Raw genomic sequence first — 22182 nt, 5'->3', positions numbered from 1 at the left:
GTCGGCCCACCCCGAAAGGAGACGGGCAACCATGGAACTGATCAAAACCATGAAACCGACACGACGAACCCTCTTCCTGCGAAAATGCAAGATCGTGCAGTTCATCCGATTCATCGCCCTGAACCTGCGCATTCTCAAAACGGCGTGGTTCCCGCCCCGGCGGCGGTAACCCCTCTCTGTGCTCACTCCCCTCGACGGGTGGAGGCAGGGATCCCCTGCCTCTCCCATTGTTCAACCCCACCATAAAAAATCATTCGCCCTTCATGGATCACCATCACCCGGTCCGCCAGCCGGCGCACGTCTTCCACATCGTGAGTAACCAACAAGACGGGGCAAGACGTATCACTCAACACGCCGCGAAGGAACTTCCGAACAGCCTCCCGGGTCTCTGGATCCAGGGCTGCCAAAGGTTCATCCAACAAGATATAATCGGGATCGATGACCAGTGCCCGGGCCAGGGCGACCCTCTGGGCCTCCCCGCCGGACAGGTGAGCCGGGAGGCGCCTGGCCAGATGTCCGATGCCCAGCCTGCGAAGTATCTCTTCCACCTTCACCTCTCGCCGGGCCTTGGGGACCCGCCGGGCTCGAAGCCCGTATTCGACATTGCGAAACACCGTCATTTTGGGAAAAAGGGCGTACTGCTGAGGAACATAGCCCACTCCCCGGTGTTCGGGTGGGACGAAAATCCGCCCGTTCGAAGAATACAGAATCCGCTCTCCCAAGCGAATGCGCCCCGAAACCGGGTGAGCCAGACCCGCTAAACATTGCAGCAACGTGCTTTTCCCCGCCCCGCTCGGCCCGAGGACGGCCGTGATCCCGGGATCCACCCGCCCCTCCGCGTGGAGCGTAAAGGAGGCCAACGGCATCTCCAATTCGAATTCCAACATCGTCGTCCCTCCCCTGTCTCCGGGCAACCTGGATTCCCCAATCCCCCGTCAGGCCATTCGCTGTCCCAACCGGAACAGCATCCACAACAACCCGAAGCCCACGATGACCAGAACGATCGCCATCGCCACCGCCGCGTCCATGTCTTTCTCCATCACCGTATAGATCGCCAATGGCATCGTCTGCGTCAATCCTTGCATATTGCCGGCGAATAGCATCGTGGCCCCGAATTCGCCCAAAGCCCGGGCCCAGGCCATCGCCGCCCCGGCGACCAAACCCGGCAGCGCCATGGGCAACTCCAGACGCAGCCAAGTCCTCCAAGGCCCCGCCCCCAAAGTTCGAGACACCTCCGCCAGCTGCCGATCCACTCCGGTGAAGGCCTGCCGGGCGCTCTGTACATAGAAGGCCGATCCCTCAAAAGCCTGGGCCACCACTACAGCCGCGGTGGTAAAGGGCAGTGCGATTCCCCAGTCTGCCAGCATTCTGCCGACAAGGCCCTCCCGGCCAAAGGCCATGAGCAAGGCCAACCCCGCCACGGCAGGCGGTGTAATCCAAGGCAGTTGCAACAAAGCCTCCACTATGGCCTGGCCGAAAAACTTCCTTCCCGTCGCCAGACGATGCGCCAAGGGAGTACCAAAGAGCACTACGAGAAACAGGGCGATCACGCTGGTGCGGAAACTCAGCCCCAAAGCGTCCCTGACCACCTCCTGCCCCAAGGCGGACACAAACCGGGAAGGCGTCACGGAAAGAAACAGGCTCAGGACCGGAAGGAATAAGAACAAGACCAGGACGAGACCAAAACTGCTCTGGACTGCGGTGAGAGAAAAGATGAGCTGCGGGTTCCAGGGTCGTTTCTCCCCACCGTCCGGGGAGGCGCGCAACTGGGAGTCCGGCCGTTGTGGAGCCGAACCGCTCGACATGAATGGACTGAATTTCATCCCTTGCCCCCCTCCCCTTTTCGCACTCCATCGCGTTATGAGGCCGGAAGAAAATGATGGTTTTGCAGGCTGGCCTGTCCTTCTTTCGACAAGACAAAATTGACAAATTCACCGGCCAGATCCGGGTGGGCAGACCGGGTCACCACCGCCATGGGGTAAGTGGCCGTCACGTTCACCGGGTTCGGTACCGGGATAATCTGGACCTTGGAACCCGCCGACCCATCAACATCCGTGGCGTACACAAAAGCCGCGTCCCCCTCCCCGAGGGCAATCTTGCTCACGATTTGTTTGACATCCGTCTCTTCAGAAACGACGTGCCCAAGCACTGCACTGGAAAATCCCGGCCCGTATACCTTATCCGCTTTTTGTAAAGATTGGCGGCCATAGCTCCCGGCAGGCAGATCTTTTACACCCAAAACAACACGTTTGGCTTTGGTGAGATCTTGATACTGATGGATACCGGCAGGATTTGATTTTGGCGTGATCAAGACCAAAGAATTCTTGGCGAAGATTTTATCCCCCTGCACCAGGCCCTTGCTCTTGGCTTTTTCCATGTTCGCCATGTCTGCGCTCGCGAACACGTCCGCCGGCGCCCCTTGGGCAATCTGGGTCAACAGCGTGGGGCTGCCCCCGAAGTTGAAGTGAACCCGGGTGCCGGGATGAAGTTCTTCGAAGCGCTTTCCGATATCTTGAAACGCCGCCGTCAACGAAGCCGCGGCAAAGACGTTCAGAGCTGCGGCCTGGTTCGAACCGCTCCCCCCCGAATCCGCTGAACTGCCAGCCGGTTGCGCCGAACCGCACCCGGCTACACCGACCCATCCTAAGAGGAGAAGCACCCCTAAGACAAGGCGAATGCCACCTCTGCCAATTCTCATCATGGACGTTCCTCCCCTGCCTCCATTTCATCCATGTCTCCCAAGTGGGAGACATCATATCCCCACAACGCTTCCATCTGCTGGCGGAACCCGCCACTGCGCAACACATCGACGAGAACGCCGATCAGTGGGTCCCGCAGCCTCGGCCGAGGTAAAAGTAAATCGAAATGGTGGACCTCCACGGGGACGAAGGAAAGTCCGAAGACGTGAGCCGCAAAAGAGGTGGTGAGACCGGCATCGGCCATCCCGAAGAAGATCATTTCCGCCACCCGGAGGTGGTCTTCTGCGACCGCCGCTGTCCAGGTCACCGGCTCCCGCCGGTCCTCTGTCACCCGGGCGTATACCCGTGCCACAGCAGTTCCCGCCGGCCGCCGCACCCAGCGCAGCTCCGGTCGGAACAAGTCCTCCAGCCCTTTCACCCCGCGAGGATTACCGGGTAATACTGCAATCCCAACCTCCCAGGCTGCAAATCGAATCCGGGCCCACGGAGGTGGTGTTCGTAACTCGCCTTTGTGAGCTTCGGCCGATCCGGTATCCAACCCTCCTCCCGGTAAACCGACCTCATCCTGCATGCCCGGCAAGGAAAGGAGATTCCCGGTCCCGTGGGCGCCCGCCACATGTACGCGACCCCCGATAAGCGCTTGCATCGAAGGCTCGCTCCCCCAGGGCAAAGTCGCCACCCTGAGCGGGCGACCGCGTTGGGCCACCCAATCCCGGAGCACCGTCAATGCCGGATCACACCCCGCTACGGCCACAGTGTGGTCCGCCTCCTCCACCCACTCCGGAGAAAACGCCTCCGCCCGGCCCGCCGGACTGATGGTGCCGTCCGCCGAAGACGCGGCCTCTCTCCCGTAAAGGGGATAGGCCACAACACGTTCATCGACCCGGGCGAACCGCACCCGGGTTCCCACAGTTGGCCGAACCTCCGGATCGCCCCACACGATATCCCCCGCCTCCTGGGGATCAAACAATGCCTCCACACTCGTGCCCAGAACCCTGGCCAACTCCAGGGCCACGGGCACAGAGGGCCAGCTTCGCCCCGCTTCCAGCGCGCCGATGAACTGGCGGCTCACCCCGAGCCGGTCCGCAAGGAATTCCTGGCTCCACCCCAAGGCTTTACGCCGCTCAGAAATTCGTCGTCCCACCCGCTCCAAATCCCAACGTTCCCTTTCCTTCACCTTTTCCCTCCCCTCCCTTCGATGCAACTACTCCTAGCATCATGGCTACCAATAATAGCATCGGCGTAATTATACTCCAACAATTCGGAGATATTCAAGGGTCCCGGTGAATTTTTGTGCTGCCGTTCGGCAGTCTTCCTCACCGAGGGCATGGGTACATGTTTCTGCAAACCCCGCGCGATAATACAGAGGAAACCCGTCGATATTCAGTCCCATTTTGCTATAATGAAGGTTGCAGTCCACTATAGATCAGGAGGGAACAGCGTTGGCATTCGTCATCACATCACCTTGCATCGACGAAAAGGCCGCCGAGTGCGTGGAGGTTTGTCCGGTGGACGCCATCCACGAAGGGGAAGATCAATATTACATCGATCCGGACACCTGCATCGACTGCGGAGCCTGTGAGCCGGTCTGCCCGGTCTCGGCGATTTATCAAGAGGACTTCGTTCCGGATGATCAGAAGGAGTTCATCCAAAAGAATCGGGATTTCTTTAAGAAGTAAGGGGTCATTGGGCAGCACCAAGAGGGTCTGGCGGGCCTTGGGATGAGGGACTGCCGTGTAGCCGTAGCCGGCTCTCGGACAAGGGCATAAGGAGCGGGGAGCGGGCGAAAGGGCATGGGCAGGGGCAACCTGCCGTCACCTGTCGCCCGTTCCGATTCCGCATAAAAAATTAGCGGCCCTTCGGCCGCCTCGTTTCTTCCCATCATCCCTGCGGAGTGGAATCATGGGTATCTCGTTTATACAGCTTGTAAAACGCCTCGTATTTCGACTGATTGCTGTCTGCGCCCGGGGCGAATCCCGGTTCCGCTTTTCGCGCCGCCTTGCCCCCTTCTCTCCCGGGGCGCCGGCGCTGCTGAAACTGCTGCCGATGCAGATGCAAATCCCGGGGTGAGCGTATGTTTTTTTTCTGCCACTCTAAAAGGATCCGGTCGATGTAGCGCAGACTCAGCGTCCCCGACAACACCGCCTCCCTCAAGGCCTCCTGAATCATCCATTCCGGGTAAGCGTCCTGATCGATCCACTGGATCAATTGTTCAATTTCGATCGCCGACAACGGGCGCCCGAACTCCTCCTCAAACAGCCGGAACAATCGGCTGGCCACATCCGCCGTCGCCCACGGCCGGGGCAACTGCTCGACATGGCGCTCCAGCCACAAGCGAGCCAGGCGCATAAAGAGCGGGGACAGGTCATAACTGTCCTGCCACGTACCGGTATGCTCGTCCAGACGGTGCTGCAGATCCAACAGACCATGACCGATCAACCGCTGCACCATCCCGGCGATCTCGTCCTCCGTGGCGGTCATGCGCCTGGCGAGTTCCGCATAAGTGGGAAATATCGTGTTCTCCCGCTCCTTCATGTAGACCAGGTGCAGGATGAGCGCCAGCTCTTGGTCGTACATGCCGATCTCTTTGTACCACGCCAGTAGATAAACGGGAATAGCCATTGCCGACTCTTGGAGCAACCGAGCGACAGCTCCTACCCCTGTTGGATCACCGCTTTGTGACACGCTGCTTGACCCCCTCTTTATTCCGCCGCACACTCGTCGCCACTTCAGCATACGACGAAGGAAGGGGGACTGCAAAGTCGTCCCGGAGGACTGGCGGCCTCCGAACGCGGCCTACGTTGACGAATTCTGTCGAAAGGGCGCCCGTCCTCCCATTTCTCCCGGCGCCCGCCAGGTGTCAGCCGACATTCGACAGATTCCCTTTTACCTCGGACAAACGTCGCCGGAACAGCTCTCCGTCCAAGTTTTCCTCCTGAACCAGGACTGTGCTCATCTCTTCCAGGATCGTTCGATAGGTCTTTAGAATCTCCCGGGTCTTTTGTTCCCTTTCCGCCAAAATCCGGCGAACTTCCTCATCCAGCAGGTTCTGGGGCAAATTCTCGGCATCCACGATCCCCAGTCCGGACAACCCGCACTCCACTTCGGTTCTGGCCAATCGGGAGGCCTGCTCGAAGTCGTTTTGCGCCCCAGTACTGCGGTTTCCGTACACCAATTCCTCCGCCACCGCCCCGGCGAGGGCCACCATGATCTGCCCATCCAGTTGATCCTTCGTATACAGATACGTATCACCTTCCGGCACCTGACGCACATAACCCAGAGCATTCCCCCGGGGAGAAATGGTGATGTGGGACACCGAGCCCGGCCGCACCGTCTCACTGACGATGGCATGTCCCAATTCGTGTACCGACACCCGGACCAATTCCTCTCGGCTGGGAATGCGTCCCGTTCTTTCCCCCATCAACACTTTGTCGACGGCATCGCGAAAATGGCGCTGTTCCACCTCATCCCGCCCTTCTCGCAATGCCATGATCGCCGCCTCGTTGGCCAAACTTTCCAACTGGGCCCCGCTGAACCCGAAGGTCTCCCGGGCCACCTGTTCGAGGTCCACCGACTTAGCGAGGGGCTTATTGCGCGTCTGAATCCGGAGAATATGCAAGCGTCCTTCTTTATCGGGCATGTCGACCTTGATGATCCGGTCAAACCGCCCGGGCCGAAGCAAAGCGGGATCGAGAATATCCACCCGGTTGGTGGCCGCCATGACCAAGACCAAAGGGTGGGCCGTCGTTTGCATCCCGTCCATCTCCGTGAGCAGTTGATTCAGGGTCTGGTCGTACTCCTGGTGGCTGTGATTTCCTCGCCGCCCCCCGATCACATCGATTTCGTCGATAAACACAATGGCGCTATCCTTTCCTTCCTTTCGCGCCGACTGTCGGGCCCGCCGGAACAGATCCCGAACCCGTTGTGCCCCTACACCCACGTACATTTCTACGAACTCACTTCCGGAGGCGGACACAAAGGACGAATCGGTATAAGTGGCCGCTGCCTTGGCCATCAAAGTTTTTCCTGTTCCTGGCGGACCGGTGAGCAGAATTCCCTTAAGGGGGCGAATTCCCAGTTGTCGGATCTTGTCCCGGTAGCGAAGAAAATCCAAAGCCTCCATCAGTTCCCGCTTCGCGTGCTCCTGACCGCCGATCTCATCAAAATTCACAGTATGCCGCACCGGGGCCTCCACCCGTCCTGCGGCGGTAGGCCCACGCCGATCCCACAGCAAATACGCCACACTGAGAAACACGCCCAACAGAATGATGGGAAGCACATTCACGCCCAAATACCCGAGAAAGAGAAGAAAGGCAACGCCCGCCCCAATCGCGATTTCCACCAATGTCCCTCACCCCTTTTGCACCGCAGACGGGAGAGCGGTGCCCATCATTCGGTACGGCACCACCTGATAGAGGAACGACCGCTGATCACTGACCTGCACATAAATGCGGTTCGCGTCCATCGTGACCCGGCACTGATAATGACGCCTGGCCGCACTATCCTCAAGGGCCTTTACCAGGTCCCGAAAACTCGATTTTTCGAGATCTTCGTACAGGAGGGGCTGTTGCTCGTCCCACCAACGGTCCAAGGCCGGGCTAGAATGACCCCGTACCTCCACCGTCGTCTGAACTCCGAGACGATCTGTCGCCGTCTGTTCGATCGCCCGGTACGTGGACTTTAAATCGTCCACCGCTCCCAAGGTCACCCGAACCACGGCCCCCTTCCCCTCCAGCAACACCGTCACCTGCTCCACCCCCGGAATTTCTTGCACCTGCTGTTCAACGGGTCGAATCAATCCGTAGGTTCGGTACAGATTCCACCCGGTAATAAAGATCCCGAGGGTCACAACAAAAGCAAGGCCGGCCACAAGAAAGCGAAATCTCGACATTCAGCCGTCTCCCTCATGATGGGTTCCTGGAAATCAACATAGTTAACATAAACAGTATGCCCAATTAGTATATCATATTTAGCCCGCCGCTTCATTACCAATTCGTTACATTCCACCCTGTGATCGCGGCTTTCTACGATTCCAACAAATAGGTCCGCACCACGGCTCCAGTATGAAAATCCACATAAACGTACTCGTAAGCCCCTTGGCGGGTCAGGCCGAACAATTCCCAGAGCACCCGTCGCTGGGAGCTGGTTCCAGGCGGATCCCCCGGTCCAGAAGCTCCCGGCTCCGTCAGGCCAGGCACCGCATGGATCAACTGCACCAAAGGCGGTTGGGCCGCTGCGGCAGCTCGCATCGCCTGGGTCGCACTCAGCCCGTCGTTGGCGTATTGCTTCATCACCGGCTGCCCGCCTTGAACCCAGACGTAGGCCACCCGACCGCTGTCGTCGACGCCGGTATACACGTAAAAGACCGGACCCGCCGAATAATAATCCACGCGATCAATTCGAGAAAGAAGTCCTCTTTTCACCAACATGTCCCCTGCGGCGTGCACGTCGGGCTTGGCAGCCAGGGACTGCTGCTCCGCATACCACAGACCGCTCCCGATCGCCCCGGCTGCGACAATCCCCAAGGCCAGAATCACCACAACCGAGCGTTTCACGTCTCATACACCGTGATGACGAATTGTCCCGGGTGATCCCCCCGGGCCATGCCGAACACCAGTCCGCGCTCCTTAAGGGTGCGGTTGAGAAAATCCACGAATTTATACAGTTCCTCGCCCCCCTCGGTGCGAAACACCCCGATCACCTTCAGTTGGTCTTGATCCCCCATGCTTTCCGCCTCACCATCCAAGCCTGGAAATCAAAATCGACATATCCGCGTCCCAACGAGTGATACTAAACCCACCGGGAGGGGGGATGAAGAAGTGGTCCAGTCACCCGTTCCGTCCTCTGAGCCGAGCAGCGCCCCTCCGGCGACCCGGGAATCCTCACAAGAGGGAACACCGGACGCCTTTGACACGTTGTCGTTACACCCGATTTATCACGGGTGGTCCTCGATCTTCGAGGTCAGCCTCCGGCCCCCGGTGCCGGGCACCGCACACCCCCATCGTTCCGATCGCGTATGACCCGCGGGTTCAACCGGGCCGCCACAAGCGGTCCGGCCCCCGTCCTTCAGCGGGTAAACCCTTCAACAATCCGACCTACATGAAACAGGATTTTATCCCGGTCCAAGGTTTGATGCTGGCGGTCGCGCAACAGCCAACGGCCGTCGCACATCACATCTGTGACATCCCCGGACTTGGCCGCGTAGACGACCTGGCTGATGGGATTGTACAGCGGCAACAGATGGGGGCCGGACCCGTCCATGAAGATCAGATCGGCCGGCGCGCCGGGTGCCAAGGTGCCCGCACCCTCTTCCAGAAATAGCGCTCGAGCCCCTTCACGCGTCCCCAAAGCGAGAGCGGTATCTGCGTCCACCGCAATCGGATCTTCCCCGACCCCCTTATGTATCAACGCCGCCAAACGGATTTCTTCCAGGAGATCGAGATTGTTGTTGCTCGCCGCCCCATCCGTCCCCAGTCCCACCACAACGCCTCGTTGTAACAACTTCGGCAAAGGAGCCACACCGCTCCCCAATTTTAGATTCGAACCCGGGTTGTGGGCCACCCGGACATCAAAGCGCGCCATAAGGTCGATGTCCGCCTCCGTCAGATGCACGGCATGGGCCACCACGGTGGGCCGCTCGAAAAGACCGGCTTCCGCACATACGTCCACCGGGGATTTTCCATGGGAGGCCGCGATCTGCTCCACTTCCGAACGGGTCTCAGAAAGGTGAATTTGGATCCCGACACCCAGTTCCGCCGACACTTCGGCGACCTGGCGCAACACCGCCGGAGGACACGTGTAGGGAGCATGGGGACCCAGCGTCACGGTGATCCGCCCTCCCTCAGCCCCGTGCCAGCGGCTTGCAAACTCCCGGCTTTCCCGGATGGCTCCCCGACCTTCATCCGGACCGGTCCCGATAATTCCCCGGGATAACACCCCCCGAACCCCGGCTTGGGCCACGGCCTCCGCCACTCGATCCATATGAAAATACATGTCCGCAAAAGTGGTAATTCCGCCCTCAATCATCTCCAACAGTGCCAACATGGTCCCCCAGTAGATGTCTTCCCCCGTCAATCGATCCTCGATGGGCCACACCTTTTTCTGGAGCCAGTCCATGAGGGGCAAGTCATCCGCATAACCCCGCAACAACGCCATGGCGGCGTGACCGTGAGCATTCACAAAGCCTGGCAAAACGTACTTCCCCGCCGCGTTTACCACTGCCTCCCCCGGCACCGGAGGACCCTCTCCAGGGCCGACAGCTACAATTCTCCCATCCTCCACCACCACGTGCCCATTCTCATACCACAATCCCGATTCCGTGACGGGTATCACCACCCCGCCTATGATCCGGGTGCGCACCACCATTCCACCCCTTTGTCACCGATGCCCGGCGTACCGTTCACCACCATTGTACGCCCATCGCTGTTCAAATATCTATCACGTTCCGCCCCGCAACAAGCCTTGAACGGCATCAGGAAGGGGTGGACGAAGCACTCCCTTTTCTGTGATCAGTGCGTCTATTAACGAATGCGGGGTCACATCGAAAGCCAAGTGCAAAGCCGACGCCCCTGGCGGAGCCATGCGGACTCCAGCCACCTGAAGGACTTCGTCCGGATTCCGCTCCTCGATGGGGATTGCCCGTCCATCGGCTAGTGACCCGTCGAAAGTCGATGTCGGGGCAGCGACATAAAAGGGGATCCCATGATACCGGGCAGCGATTGCCAACCCGTAAGTCCCGATCTTATTCGCGACGTCACCGTTGGCCGCCACCCTGTCGGCCCCCACAATTACGAGATCCACCCAGCCTTTTGCCATGAGGGCTGCCGCCGTGGAGTCCGTAATGATCGTCCCTTCAATTCCTTCTTGGACTAACTCATAAGCTGTCAGCCGGGCACCCTGAAAAAAGGGTCTCGTTTCGTCCACCCAAACCTGGACCTCTTTTCCCTCTTCTCGGGCGGCCCGAATTACCCCCAAAGCTGTTCCGTAGGCGGCCGTCGCCAAGGCTCCGGTGTTACAATGCGTCAGAATACGGGCCCGTTGGGGGATCAACTCCGCCCCCCAGCGGCCAATCCTTCGATTCACCCGCTCGTCCTCACGCATGACCGCTTCGGCCTCGCGCTCAAGCCGAGCCACGGCCTCTCGGCCTTCCCCGGCCACCTCGGCCACTTTCTCCATGCGGCTCAGGGCCCAAAAAAGATTGACAGCCGTCGGCCGGGTGGCGGCGAGCCGCGCCACCGCCTCGCGAACCGCTGCCGAGATCCGGCGACCTTGTTCCACGGCCTTTTGTGCCCCCAGCACCACGCCGAACGCTGCCGCCACTCCGATTGCCGGCGCCCCTCGAACCCGCATCGCTTCAATCGCTTCCGCCACTTCTTCGACGGTGCGACAGTGCACCCAGCGTTCCTCGAGCGGCAAGCGGGTTTGATCGAGAATCAACAGTTCTCCGTCATTCCATCCCAATGCTCGCAACCCCGGTCCCACCTATCTATGGGCATCGCCGATCAGATCCGCCTGTCGAACACATTTAATCAAGGCCACCTATAAAAGTCAAGGACGTCCCTCACGAAAAGCGGACGTCCTTCTTCGCCAATTTCGCAACCCCGATCACCGTATCCGCTCCGCCGTAATAGAAATAGTAGTCATCCGGCATCTCGGCGTGGCCACAGCTAAATACCACATTCGGTATCCATCCCCTGCATTCCCAATCCAACTCCGGTTCAAGAAGGGGGCCGTCCTGGCGGGCAATCACCCGGGTCGGATCTTTTAAATCCAACAACGCCGCCCCCAGTCGATAGACGTTTTGGTCATCCGCCGCATGGTACACCAGGAGCCATCCATGAACCGTTTTGATGGGCGGGCCCGCGACGCCCAATCGGGCCGATTCCCAGGTATGTGAAATCGGAGATAGGATCGAGACATGATCCGTCCAGTGAACCATGTCGTCCGAAAAGGCCAGCCAGATATCCGGAAAACGCCGATGCAGCATCACATAACGGCCACCGATGCGCTCGGGAAACAAGGAAGCGTCTTTATTGGGCTCATCCAGTACCACCCCGTGGCGCTCCCAATCAATGAGATTCCGGGAAGTGGCGAGGCAGATGCGATAATCCCCTGGAAAACGCCCGCCATACCCGGTGTACATCATGTAAAATCGATCATCGAGCTTGACGATCCTCGGATCTTCCAGCCCGCGCTGCTCTTGCCCCTCTTGAGGATCCAAAAGAGGTCGGTCGAACCGCCAAAATGCCAGTCCATCCCGGCTGACCGCATAACCGAGACGAGAAACGTAATCCCCATATTTTTGATGACAGGGCAGGTCTGTGGCGCGATAAATGAGATGAATCAGCCCTCGGTCCACCACCACCGCGCAGTTAAATACCGCCGACCGTTCCCAGTCATGATGGGGATTCGGTTTGAGCACCGGTTCTTTGGTCAGGCGTTCGAGTTTCATCGCCATCGCCCCTCAGCTTCCACTCCCATCTCTGTTTCACCTATCATTTGTATGCAGGAGTGACGAGGTTTGTCAAGGACTTCTTTTTGATGATAACTCGTCTAAATGTTGGAGCAACGGCCGAATATCCACTCCAGGATCGAGAACCGGGGCGAATAAATCTCCCATTTTTTTTAGCCGTTTGGCCATGGTCGCGATTGTCCAGTTTTCGGGTGCCATCCCTCGTTCTACCTCTTCCCACTGAAGAGGGGCGGAAACTGCCGCAGTCGGTACGGCCCGGGGGGAATACGGAGCGATCAATGTCTTGTTCGGCGCGTGTTGAAGATAGTCGATATACACTCGATTCCCCCGTGCTCTCACCCGACGTTCTGTCGTGATCAACTCTGGGGCACGGTGTTCGCAGTACTTGGCAATGGTTCTCATCAGTGGCCGCGTTTGCTCAAAAGTGACGGACCCGTGGATGGGAACGTATACTTGAATTCCCGTGGCTCCGGAGGTCTTGGGGTATGATGGGAGCCCGAGCCGGGTTAGAACATCCCGGATCATCAAGGCCACCCGGCAGACGGTGGCAAATCCTTCCACACTCGGGTCCAAATCAAACACCAAATAAGTCGGCCGGTCTACGGCGGGGAACCGGCTAAAGGTCACGTGGTATTCGATCGCACCGAGCTGCCCCAGCCATAGCAACGTTTCCAGGCGGTCGATAACGATGGCCTCCCCTTCCCCTATCGTTACCCGCGTCACCCAGTCCGGTGTTCCGGGGGGAGGATGTTTCTGAAAAAAACCTTCTTCTTCAATTCCATCCGGGTAGCGAATGACCGTGACCGGCCGATCCTTGAGGTGCGGGATCATAACAGTTGCCACGGTCGCCAAATATTCGAGAAGGTCCCCTTTGGTGAACCCACCGGGCCACAGAACCTTGCCCAGGTTTTGAGGCAGAACCTTTTTCACGCCCGTCCACCACACCTTCTCAACATCTGTACAGATCCCCTTGAGTCAGTGGCCTGACACAAACCCTTTTAAGGAGGGTTGACGCAGCCGCCCTTCCGGGGTCCATTCTGCATACTCGACGTCCGCCTGAAGCTCCGGCTCCCAAAAAATAACCCCTGGAAGATCCTTTTGGTTCACAAAAGGGGAATCTTTGCGCCACAGATGCCGGGATCCTTGGATCACCACATCGGCGTCCAAGGCCCCCAGCCCGGAGCCTACGTTGCCGATGTAATACAACCGGCCTTGCTCGTCTTTGCGTCCGATACAAAGACTGCGCACCTGTCCCTCGCGGATCACCACTCCCCCTACCCAAACCCGCAGGGTTCGCCGATGTTTCACCTTTTGCCACAAAGGGGATGCCCGGCCGGGCACATACGGACTGCCCTCTCGTTTCACGACGATGCCTTCCAATTCCCTTTGCTTCACCTCGGCCCACAGAAGCTCCGCCCCGTTCAGCCACGCCTGAGCCGGAACCACCCATGGTGACGCGGGAATATTTCTTAAATATTCGAACCTCTCTTCAATGGGTCGGTCCAACAGCCATTGACCTTCCCATCCCAGGACATCAAAAGGGATGTACTGAATCGGAATCACCGGCGCCAAACCAGCCGCCCGCTGGGGATCCGCCAGGTCCCGGCGGATCAAAGTCGGAAAATCCGGCCGACCCGAACCGTCCGGGGCGATCAATTCTCCATCGAGGTAAAACTCCTGTGCAATCTCTTTCATGCTTTGTAGTTCCGGATAATGGGCGGTTCGATCGCACCCCTTGCGGTTATAGAGGATGACCCGGCCCTCTCGGCTGGCGGCCATGAGACGAACCCCATCGAACTTCACTTGTGCCCAGTATCCTTTCTCCTCCACCCGCGTCCGGCGAACCGGTTCCATCGGCTTGATCCAGGCCACCCGCCCCTCACCTCGTCGGCGATTCCTTGCTTTTAGTCTCGCCGACAGGCACCCAGCCATGCCCAGAAACATATGGCTCAACGAACATAATATGCGAGAGCTTGAAGCTCACTGGTCACGTCTGAATAGCGCACATGTACCGTGGGAGGAGTGCGCAATGTTGCGGGTGCAAAATTCAGAATGCCCACAATACCGGCCTCCACCATGCGGTTTGCCACAGCCTGGGCTTCCGGCGCAGGAACCGCCACGATCCCGATCCGAATCCCTTGCTCTCGAACCCGGGTTTCAAAATCGTCCATCCCCTGAACGGTCAACCCCGCCACCGCCAGGCCGATCTTGCGGGGGTCTTTGTCAAAAATCGCAGCAATAGCAAGCTCACTCCGCCGGAGTCGGCTATAATTACTCAAAGCAATTCCAAGATGTCCGGCGCCCACCAAAGCCACCGGGAGGTTGCGATCCAATTTTAGGATCTGGCGAATCTTTTCAATCAAATAAGGAACGTGATAACCGATGCCCTTCCGTCCAAACTCGCCGAAATATGCGAGATCTTTGCGGATCTGAGCGGGATTGATATCGAGGTCCCGGCCCATTTCCTGGGAAGACACCGTATCCACTTCACGAGCCTGCAATTGTTGCAAATAACGCAAATAAATTGGCAATCTCCTGACGACTGCTTGGGATACAACCGGAGTCTTCCCTTGCAACACGTCTTTCCCTCCGATATATTGAGCAGTTTTGTGCTTTATTGTATCACAAGCTCCGAGATCTGGAATGAGCAGATTGAACCGGTGGGGGTAAAGCCCCACCGCCGTTCGAATCGGTTTGGTTTACATAATATATATTCTGTTAATACCCGTGTCCACTGGGTTTACTGTCCAGCTCCTGTGGGCCGACTTCCGCCGGCTCGTTCCGACAACTCAGAGAACCCGCCCCCTGGCCTTTGGCCTTTGCGATCCACCCCATCGCAGCATGGGCCGCATTTTTCACCGTCTCATCTTGTTCCGCTCGTTCCAGGTATCGCCAGGCTCCGATCCGGTCCCCGACTTCCAGGGCAGCCCAGCCCAAGTACAGCAAAACCTGACCCGCTTTTCCGTCCAGGGAGGCAGCTTTTTTCCAAGCCCCCCGGGCGCTGAGTCGGTCCCCTTGGCGCCAGCGGGTCCACCCCCAACCGCTCCACAAATCCGGATCCCGGGGTTGAAGCCGCAACAAACGCTTCCATATGCGGGCAGCTTCTTCCAAGCGACCAAAGTAGTCCAACAGGATCGCCAACTCTTTTCCAATTCTCCAGGAATCCGGCAACAACCGATATCCGTGAAGAGCCCAGGAGATCGCTAAGCGGAATCTCCCCAACCGTTTTAGAACGGCGATTCCCACCAACCACGCCTCTTCGTCTCGGGAATCCACTTCCAACACATTGATCAGTTCCTCAATGGCCCTCTCCCAATCGCCCACGCGAATCAAGGCCACAGCCAGATTGTAATGAAGGATCGGGACTCCCCGGCCTCCTTCCACCGCCAGAACCAGATCCTCGGCCGCTTCCCGCCACCGCCCTTGCTCGGCATACACATGAGCTCGGGCGTGACGGACGCTCGTTAGGATCCAGGGACTTTGTTCTGTGGAGAGCAGGATTTGCAAGTGAGGCTCTGCTTCGCGACCCCTCCCCCGAGCGATGTAGGCGAGGGCGAGGTACAGTCGCGCCACGGGAAAATCCCCGGTCTGCTTGAGCACTTTCTCCAGTTCTTCCGCAGCCTCCTGGTACATCCATAGATCAAAAAACCCGATTCCTTTGCGGAAAGTGCGCACGAGAGCCTCGCTGTCCAAGTGAGGTGGGATGTGCCAAACCATGGAAATCCCGTCGCTCCCCTCCGGCTTAGGGGGGTACGGTGCGGGTGAAATGGGTCCTGTCTCCGGTGCCACATTCGAAGGGGCGTTCTCGTGGTTGATCGGGCTCGCATCGAGATCCAGATCGAGACCAAACCGTTCGCAGAGCTCGGCAATCCGATCTTCCAAAACGAGCCAGTTTTCCATCCACTCGTCCGCCTGGGCCCGGAGAGCCCCGAGTTCCTCGACCAACTCTGGACCCGGCCCCTCATCGGACAAACGTTGTTCGATGCGCCCTAATTCATCAAAGAGTTCCGAAAAAGACTCGGACATCACAAACCCTCCCCCGGGTGACCATGGTTCCGTAAACCTTAGTGTCGCCCGGGGGGAGGAATTTATCCGAGTCCTTATCCAAACTTCACCGGTATTTCCCCGCCCGCCTCTTCGGCGATCCGCCCCAACACCCGGTTCTCCTCGTCCAAAACGACAACCTTCGGCCGGTGCCGAACTGCCTCTTGTTCGTCCATCCATCCGTACGCCATGATAATCACCACATCCCCGGGTTGGGCCCACCTAGCGGCGGCACCGTTCAGGCAGATATCTCCCTGGCCTCGGGGACCTGGAATGACATAAGTCTCCAAACGGGCTCCGTTGTGGTTGTTGACCACTTGGACCCTCTCTCCCGGAAGGATTCCCGCCGCGTCCATTAAATCCTCATCGATGGTGATGCTCCCCACATAGTTCAAATTCGCTTCGGTCACCCGGGCTCGGTGAAGTTTACCGATCAACATATGCCGCAACATGCTTCATCCCCTTCCCGGCCTCCAAAGCCACATTGTCGATCAGGCGGGTGTCACCTACCCGGACCGCCGCCAGGAGCCGACATGGTTCATCGATCTGATCCACCTGCCCGAGATCTTCCTCGCGCACCGCGGAGACGTACTCCACTTCCAGCCCAGCCGACGACAATTGCTGCGTCACGGATTGCACCAGTTCAGCAGCCCGGGTCGTCCCTTCCCGGCAACGACGGGCGGCATCGAACAAAGCCCTGGATAAAACGGCCGCCCTCCGACGCTCCTCCGGGCTCAAATACCGGTTGCGCGAACTCATGGCCAAGCCGTCGGCTTCCCGGACCGTGGGACAACCGATGACCTTGACCGGCAGATTCAAATCCTCCACCATGGTCTGGATGATCCTCAGTTGCTGATAATCCTTTTCCCCGAAAAAGGCTTCGTCCGGCTCAACAATGTGAAACAATTTCGCAACTACGGTCGCCACGCCGTCAAAGTGCCCAGGGCGCGACAGTCCGCACAATCGGTTGGCCAAATCCCCCACCCGAAGGGTCACCTGCAAAGCGCGGGGGTACATTTCCTCCACGGAAGGTGTGAATAAAAGATCCACCCCGGTCCCCTCAGCCAGCGCCCGGTCCCGGGCCATGTCCCTTGGGTAGCGATCATAATCTTCCCCGGGTCCGAACTGCAGCGGGTTGACAAATATGCTCATCACCACCGCGTGGCCGGCCGCCTTCGCCCGTTTCACCAGGGACAAGTGGCCATCGTGCAGAAATCCCATGGTGGGCACCAGCCCAATGGTTCTCCCTTCGCCCCGCCGCTGATTCACCCAGGTCCTCACTTCTGAAACAGACTCCGCCACCTTCACCTGACCGTCGCCCCGCTTTCGGGATCGTAGACGTGGGCGGGATCCGGAAACTGCCTTTCCCGAACTTCTGTCGCATACTGACGCACAGCCCCCACTGCCGCTTCGGCAAAATGAGCGTAGCGCTTCACAAACTTCGGTTTCGGCCCGTAGGACCACCCCAACAGATCATGAATCACCAATACCTGTCCGTCGCAGTACGCCCCCGCTCCGATCCCGATCACCGGTATGGAGAGGGCCCGGCTAATTTTAGCCCCGAGTCCCTCGGGGACGCCTTCCACCACTAACGAAAAGCATCCCGCCTCCTCCAGACGCCGGCCATCCTCGAGCAGCTTTTCCGCGGCCGCCGGCTCCCTGCCCTGCACTTTATACCCACCTAGCTGCTGCACCGATTGGGGAGTCAGTCCAATATGGCCCATGACGGGAATGCCCGCCTCGGTCAGGGCGGCCACCCGGTCCGTCACTTCACGTCCGCCCTCGAGCTTCACCGCGTCTGCCCCACCTTCCTGCAGCAGGCGCCCGGCATTGCGCAGCGTCTCTTCCAGGCTCAGCCGGTGGGCCAAAAAAGGCATGTCCACCACCAAAAGCGTATTTTGCAGCCCCCGCCTCACCGCCCGGGCGTGGTGAACCATATCGTCCATTGTCACCGGAATGGTGGACGTATACCCCAGCACTGTCATGCCGAGAGAATCGCCCACCAGGACGGCATCGACACCGGCCTCCTCCGCCACCCGGGCTGTCGGGTAGTCATAAGCTGTCACCATCACCAGGGGAACACCGCCTTTGCGTTTGCGAAATGCCATGGCCAAACCTTCCATACCTGTTCCTCCTCACCTCCGGCCGCCGACGGATCCCCCGGAACACCTCCATAAAAAAACCTTTCGGCCGAGGGCGCGAAAGGTCGTGGATCGGGAATGCCTTTGACACTTTCATCTGTCTCGGTCCGTCTCACGGCTCAGAGCAGATTATTCAGAACACGCCATTGCACCGGGAAAGTACAGCCCTTTGGGGTGCCGCCTTTCCACACCCAGTATACCGGTTTACAACGAGGAAATCTATATGCTCCTACGATCCGGGATCAAAAATCACTTCTGCGCTGATGATCTTCTCCAGGTTCCCTTCATCGGTCTCCACCCACAACGCCCCGTCATCGTCAATGCGCCGGGCCCAGCCAATTTTTTGCCCGGACTGTGTCTGCACGGCGATTCTCCGGCCGAGGGAAACGTTCAGCCTCTCCCATCTTTCGCGAAAAGCACGAAAACCTTCATTTTGGTAAATCCGATAATCCGTCTCCAGCCGCCCCAGAAGTCCTTGGATGAGCGCCGTCCGGGAGATCGGGCTGCCAGGCTCTGCGAGGGACCCGGCTACCCCTCGCAGTTCTGGTGGAAAATCTTCCACCCGGCCGAAGACGTTTACTCCAATGCCGAGTACGATAAACCGGATCTCCTCGGCTTCGGCGCTCATTTCGCTCAGGATTCCGCACACCTTCCTCCCGTCCGGCAAAAGAAGATCATTGGGCCATTTGATTCCCACGGATACCCCCGCCCTTTCCCGAATCACTTCGGCGACGGACACCGCTGCCATCAAGGTCAACTGAGGGGCTCGAAAAACTGGAAAAGTCGGCCTCAGAACGACGGACATCCAGATGCCATGGCCTGGGGGAGAAAACCATGGACGTCCTCGTCGGCCCCTCCCGGCCGTTTGCCGCTCGGCCAGCACCGTATAGCCTTCCGGGGCCCCGCCCTCCGCCTCGGCGAAAGCGTAGCGGTTGGTGGAATCCACCGTTTCCAAGACCGTCATGTGCCGCCCGAAAACGTTCGTCGCCAACCCCGCCTGAATCGCCTCCGGCCGGAGCTCCTCTCCTTCTTCCCGCAATCTGTAGCCCCGGTTGCGAACCGCCTCGATCGGGTATCCGACTCCCTGTAGCGCCTGAATGTGTTTCCAGACTGCGGTGCGAGAGATGCCGAATCGCTGGCCAAGCTCTTCGCCGGAAACAAAGCGGTCCCCGGCCTGGCGTAATGCCTGCAAAATCTCCCCGCGAATCTCCGTCACTGCCCACCCTCCATCTTCCGGCGCCCCCGGACCCAATGTGCGAGGTACTCCCCGAGGGCCCGGGGGTCATTCGCCACCTGACCGTTCAACAGAGCTTCTCGCAAAGCCCGCTCGGCCTCCCCCCACAGCGGACCAGGGGGGATGTGAGCCGCTCGGCACAATGTCTCGAATTCCGTTGCGAAATCCCGGCGGTCCCAAAGGGGCTGCGCCTCTACAGCCCGGCGAAACGCCTCCCGGCTCGCCATCTCTTCTTCTTCCCCGTATCCCCGAACCGCCTGCACCACCCGCAATCCCATCTCCGCTCGCTCCCGCCCGAGGTGGTACAGCCACCGGGCCCAATCCCCGGGCTCCGCCCGAAGGGGATCAAAATGGCACGCTTCCCACCACGTGATCACATCCCGTTGAAACAGGCGGCTCGCTCTCCAAGCCTTTGTCATCGCGGCCGCATGTTGCCGGGTGCAGCCCAACATCCACAGCAGCACCCCCGTCCGAAGGGCCGAATCCCGGGGGAGTCGGCGGCACGCCCGACCCCACGCCGCCGCGACCTGGAGACCCCGATCCCGACCCACCGGCATTCCCGTCCACCACTCCAGAAAGCCGCACGCCGCCAACTCCCTGGCCACCTTGTCCACGTCACCCACCACCAGGCGCCGCCACTCCCCCAGCACCCGTTCCACCGCGACATAGCGAACGTCCTTCACCTGTTTGTTCAGGGCCAAAACCACCGAAGGATCGAGATCGAAAGACAACTCTGCCGCCAACCGCAGGGCCCGGACCATGCGAAGGGCGTCTTCGGCAAAACGCTGGGCAGGATCTCCCACCGCACGGATCTGTCCGGCCAATAGATCTTCGAGGCCGCCAAAGGGATCGATCAGGCGAAACCCCCGACTCATCGCCATGGCGTTAATCGTGAAATCCCGGCGACCCAAATCCTCTTCAAGTTTTGGTGTATACTCCACCTGGGACGGCCGTCGCCGATCCCGATACCCGCCTTCCCGGCGGTAGGTCGTCACTTCTACGCCAATGCCCTGTCGGGGAATGGTCACTGTCCCAAAAGCCAAACCCGTCGGAACCGCTTCCGGGAAAACCTTCATGACAGCCTCGGGCGGAGCGGCTGTGGCGATGTCCACATCCTTGGCCCCCCGTCCGAGCAAAAGATCCCGCACTCCGCCCCCGACGTAAACCGCTTCCCATCCAGCGTCGGTCAAGGCGGCGATCACCTCCTCCGCCGCCCGCCATACCCGGATCCCCGCCACGGACTGCATGTCCTTTCCTCCCCGGATCCCGGCCTCGCCGAGGCTTTCCCCAGATCCCTGGCCGCCTCCCAGCTTTTCTTCAGCCGAGCAATTGTTCCAGCCCATACATCATTCCTACATAACCCATCACACCCCGCACCGCCAGTACCACCCCGGGCATAAAGGAGACCCGATCCAAGGAATCGTGCCGCACCGTCAAGATCTGCCCCGGCCCTCCGAGGATCACCTCCTGGTGCGCCACGAGCCCCGGTAAACGCACCGAATGGACCCTCACCCCCCCGATGGCCGCCCCCCGGGCACCGGGGAAAAGCTCCCGCTCATCCGGCCTGCCGGACGACAAATCGAGCCCGGCTTCCACCAGCTCCTCCGCCGTCTTCACCGCCGTGCCCGACGGGGCATCTAACTTCCCGTCGTGGTGCATTTCTATAATCTCTACGTGGTGAAGATACCGGGCCGCCTCCCGGACAAACCGCATCATCAACACCGCGCCCACGGCAAAGTTCGGCGCGACAATGCCCCCCACGCCCCTCTCTCGGCACAACCCATCCCAGCGCTGCACCTGCTCCCGGGTGACGCCACTCGTCCCCACCACGGGACGAACCCCGAGTTCCAAAGCCTCCTGAACGTGACGCTCCACCGCATCGGGAGTTGTAAAATCCACCAGCACGTCCGGTTCCGCGCTCACGAGCGTCTCGCGTAGATTCGCCGACACCGGGATCCCCAGGGGTTCCATACCCGCCGCCACCCCGGCGTCCTCCCGGGCCCGGGAGGCCACCGCTCCCACCAAACGCAAGCCGGTCTCAGCCACCATCGTGCGGATCACTTCCCGCCCCATTTTTCCCGTAGCCCCGGATACCACCACCCGAATCTCTCCTTCGGTCATTGCGCCATCCCCTCCGATTCCGCCGTCCCCCGATCCACAGGGGTCCACCGATCTTTGTCCCGGGTCCGAAATTTTTCCATCACCGCTCTGTGGACTTCCTCCAGATCGATCTGAAGCGAATTCGCCAAACAGGTCACGACAAACAAGATATCCCCGAGCTCCAAAGCCACACTGCCATCGGCCTCCCCGGGTTTTTTGGGCTTTTGCCCAAACCGGTGATTGACCTCCCGGGCCAACTCCCCTAACTCTTCCGCCAACCGAACCACTAAAGTCATCGGATGAAAATACCCTTCTTGATACTGCGATATGTACCGATCCACATCCTCCTGCATCTCCCGCAGGGTCATCCCGGCCAAGCCGCCTCGCTCCTTCCATCGATAAGCTTGTCTCCCTCGAGGGTACCACAGGCTCTCTCCCTTTGCCCAGGGCCCGGCTCATATTCGGACAACGGCCTCATATGAATGATGGTTG

Annotated in this window: 25 protein-coding genes; 2 read left to right on the top strand and 23 right to left on the bottom strand. The window is 59.4% G+C overall.

The window, feature by feature from the left end; all coding sequences use genetic code 11:
- The first annotated feature begins 31 nt into the window (after positions 1-31).
- Positions 32-169 carry a hypothetical protein gene (locus tag K6T64_RS00505; RefSeq protein ID WP_198592172.1) on the top strand — a complete coding sequence of 46 codons (138 nt, stop codon included), beginning with the start codon at positions 32-34 and terminating at the stop codon, positions 167-169.
- Positions 170-182: 13 nt separating this feature from the next.
- On the opposite strand, the gene K6T64_RS00500 is transcribed toward K6T64_RS00505, so the two are convergent.
- Genes K6T64_RS00500 through K6T64_RS00485 form a run of 4 tightly spaced genes read right to left on the bottom strand, consistent with a single transcriptional unit; the run spans position 183 to position 3876 of the window.
- On the bottom strand, positions 183-887 hold the full coding sequence (locus tag K6T64_RS00500; protein ID WP_288008136.1) for an ATP-binding cassette domain-containing protein: 705 nt from the start codon (positions 885-887) through the stop codon (positions 183-185).
- A 48-nt stretch (positions 888-935) separates the two neighbouring features.
- On the bottom strand, positions 936-1823 hold the full coding sequence (locus K6T64_RS00495; RefSeq protein WP_288008134.1) for an ABC transporter permease: 888 nt from the start codon (positions 1821-1823) through the stop codon (positions 936-938).
- Between the two features lie 35 nt (positions 1824-1858).
- Complete coding sequence (gene modA / locus K6T64_RS00490; RefSeq protein WP_170085564.1) at positions 1859-2698, bottom strand: molybdate ABC transporter substrate-binding protein; 840 nt, start codon at positions 2696-2698, stop codon at positions 1859-1861.
- A complete protein-coding gene (locus K6T64_RS00485) occupies positions 2698-3876 on the bottom strand; it encodes a substrate-binding domain-containing protein (protein ID WP_288008131.1) in 1179 nt (392 codons plus the stop codon). Before K6T64_RS00485 ends, modA begins: the two co-directional genes overlap by 1 nt.
- Before the next feature lie 265 nt (positions 3877-4141).
- Between K6T64_RS00485 and K6T64_RS00480 the strand changes: the two genes are divergently transcribed.
- Entirely contained in the window at positions 4142-4378 is a 237-nt protein-coding gene (locus K6T64_RS00480; RefSeq protein ID WP_013075670.1) for a ferredoxin family protein, read from the top strand.
- A 202-nt stretch (positions 4379-4580) separates the two neighbouring features.
- Here the strand turns inward: K6T64_RS00480 and K6T64_RS00475 are convergent, their stop codons facing one another.
- The 19 genes from K6T64_RS00475 to K6T64_RS00385 form a co-directional block, all read right to left on the bottom strand.
- Positions 4581-5384: a DnaD domain-containing protein gene (locus tag K6T64_RS00475; RefSeq protein WP_288008128.1), complete on the bottom strand. Its 804-nt coding sequence runs from the start codon at positions 5382-5384 to the stop codon at positions 4581-4583.
- A gap of 175 nt (positions 5385-5559) precedes the next feature.
- Positions 5560-7041, bottom strand: coding sequence for an AAA family ATPase (locus K6T64_RS00470; RefSeq protein ID WP_100669306.1), 1482 nt, complete (start codon positions 7039-7041; stop codon positions 5560-5562).
- A 9-nt stretch (positions 7042-7050) separates the two neighbouring features.
- Positions 7051-7590 carry a molecular chaperone TorD family protein gene (locus tag K6T64_RS00465; RefSeq protein WP_288008123.1) on the bottom strand — a complete coding sequence of 180 codons (540 nt, stop codon included), beginning with the start codon at positions 7588-7590 and terminating at the stop codon, positions 7051-7053.
- 133 nt (positions 7591-7723) lie between these two features.
- On the bottom strand, positions 7724-8254 hold the full coding sequence (locus tag K6T64_RS00460) for a hypothetical protein (protein ID WP_288008121.1): 531 nt from the start codon (positions 8252-8254) through the stop codon (positions 7724-7726).
- Positions 8251-8424, bottom strand: coding sequence for a YpmA family protein (locus K6T64_RS00455; protein WP_100667683.1), 174 nt, complete (start codon positions 8422-8424; stop codon positions 8251-8253). Before K6T64_RS00455 ends, K6T64_RS00460 begins: the two co-directional genes overlap by 4 nt.
- Before the next feature lie 341 nt (positions 8425-8765).
- Positions 8766-10064, bottom strand: coding sequence for an amidohydrolase (locus K6T64_RS00450; protein WP_288008118.1), 1299 nt, complete (start codon positions 10062-10064; stop codon positions 8766-8768).
- Between the two features lie 72 nt (positions 10065-10136).
- Complete coding sequence (gene mtnA / locus K6T64_RS00445) at positions 10137-11168, bottom strand: S-methyl-5-thioribose-1-phosphate isomerase (RefSeq protein WP_288008117.1); 1032 nt, start codon at positions 11166-11168, stop codon at positions 10137-10139.
- Between the two features lie 91 nt (positions 11169-11259).
- Complete coding sequence (locus tag K6T64_RS00440) at positions 11260-12150, bottom strand: beta-1,2-mannobiose phosphorylase (RefSeq protein WP_170085557.1); 891 nt, start codon at positions 12148-12150, stop codon at positions 11260-11262.
- Between the two features lie 72 nt (positions 12151-12222).
- The gene (ligD, locus tag K6T64_RS00435) at positions 12223-13101 is read right to left on the bottom strand and encodes a non-homologous end-joining DNA ligase (protein WP_288008114.1); all 879 of its coding nucleotides are present in this window, start codon (positions 13099-13101) and stop codon (positions 12223-12225) included.
- Positions 13102-13146: 45 nt separating this feature from the next.
- A complete protein-coding gene (locus K6T64_RS00430) occupies positions 13147-14043 on the bottom strand; it encodes an ATP-dependent DNA ligase (RefSeq protein ID WP_288008112.1) in 897 nt (298 codons plus the stop codon).
- A gap of 77 nt (positions 14044-14120) precedes the next feature.
- Positions 14121-14750: a redox-sensing transcriptional repressor Rex gene (locus tag K6T64_RS00425; RefSeq protein ID WP_100667678.1), complete on the bottom strand. Its 630-nt coding sequence runs from the start codon at positions 14748-14750 to the stop codon at positions 14121-14123.
- A 139-nt stretch (positions 14751-14889) separates the two neighbouring features.
- Complete coding sequence (locus K6T64_RS00420) at positions 14890-16197, bottom strand: tetratricopeptide repeat protein (RefSeq protein ID WP_288008110.1); 1308 nt, start codon at positions 16195-16197, stop codon at positions 14890-14892.
- A 74-nt stretch (positions 16198-16271) separates the two neighbouring features.
- Positions 16272-16667, bottom strand: coding sequence for an aspartate 1-decarboxylase (panD, locus tag K6T64_RS00415; RefSeq protein WP_170085553.1), 396 nt, complete (start codon positions 16665-16667; stop codon positions 16272-16274).
- On the bottom strand, positions 16642-17523 hold the full coding sequence (gene panC / locus K6T64_RS00410; protein ID WP_170085552.1) for a pantoate--beta-alanine ligase: 882 nt from the start codon (positions 17521-17523) through the stop codon (positions 16642-16644). Before panC ends, panD begins: the two co-directional genes overlap by 26 nt.
- Positions 17520-18338, bottom strand: coding sequence for a 3-methyl-2-oxobutanoate hydroxymethyltransferase (gene panB, locus K6T64_RS00405; protein ID WP_100667674.1), 819 nt, complete (start codon positions 18336-18338; stop codon positions 17520-17522). The genes panC and panB overlap by 4 nt, the downstream gene beginning before the upstream one ends.
- A 247-nt stretch (positions 18339-18585) precedes the next feature.
- Positions 18586-19572, bottom strand: a complete 987-nt coding sequence (locus tag K6T64_RS00400) for a biotin--[acetyl-CoA-carboxylase] ligase (protein WP_288008106.1) — start codon at positions 19570-19572, stop codon at positions 18586-18588.
- Positions 19569-20837 carry a CCA tRNA nucleotidyltransferase gene (locus tag K6T64_RS00395; RefSeq protein WP_288008104.1) on the bottom strand — a complete coding sequence of 423 codons (1269 nt, stop codon included), beginning with the start codon at positions 20835-20837 and terminating at the stop codon, positions 19569-19571. Before K6T64_RS00395 ends, K6T64_RS00400 begins: the two co-directional genes overlap by 4 nt.
- Positions 20838-20907: 70 nt before the next feature.
- Positions 20908-21711: a 4-hydroxy-tetrahydrodipicolinate reductase gene (gene dapB, locus K6T64_RS00390; protein WP_100667671.1), complete on the bottom strand. Its 804-nt coding sequence runs from the start codon at positions 21709-21711 to the stop codon at positions 20908-20910.
- Positions 21708-22058: a nucleotide pyrophosphohydrolase gene (locus K6T64_RS00385; protein ID WP_170086863.1), complete on the bottom strand. Its 351-nt coding sequence runs from the start codon at positions 22056-22058 to the stop codon at positions 21708-21710. The genes dapB and K6T64_RS00385 overlap by 4 nt, the downstream gene beginning before the upstream one ends.
- Positions 22059-22182: the final 124 nt, after the last annotated feature.

Source organism: Kyrpidia sp. (genome assembly GCF_023512215.1).
In the GTDB taxonomy this organism is placed as follows: domain Bacteria; phylum Bacillota; class Bacilli; order Kyrpidiales; family Kyrpidiaceae; genus Kyrpidia; species Kyrpidia spormannii.
Note: the sequence above shows the minus strand (reverse complement) of the source record. Positions and strands in the feature narration are given on the sequence as shown.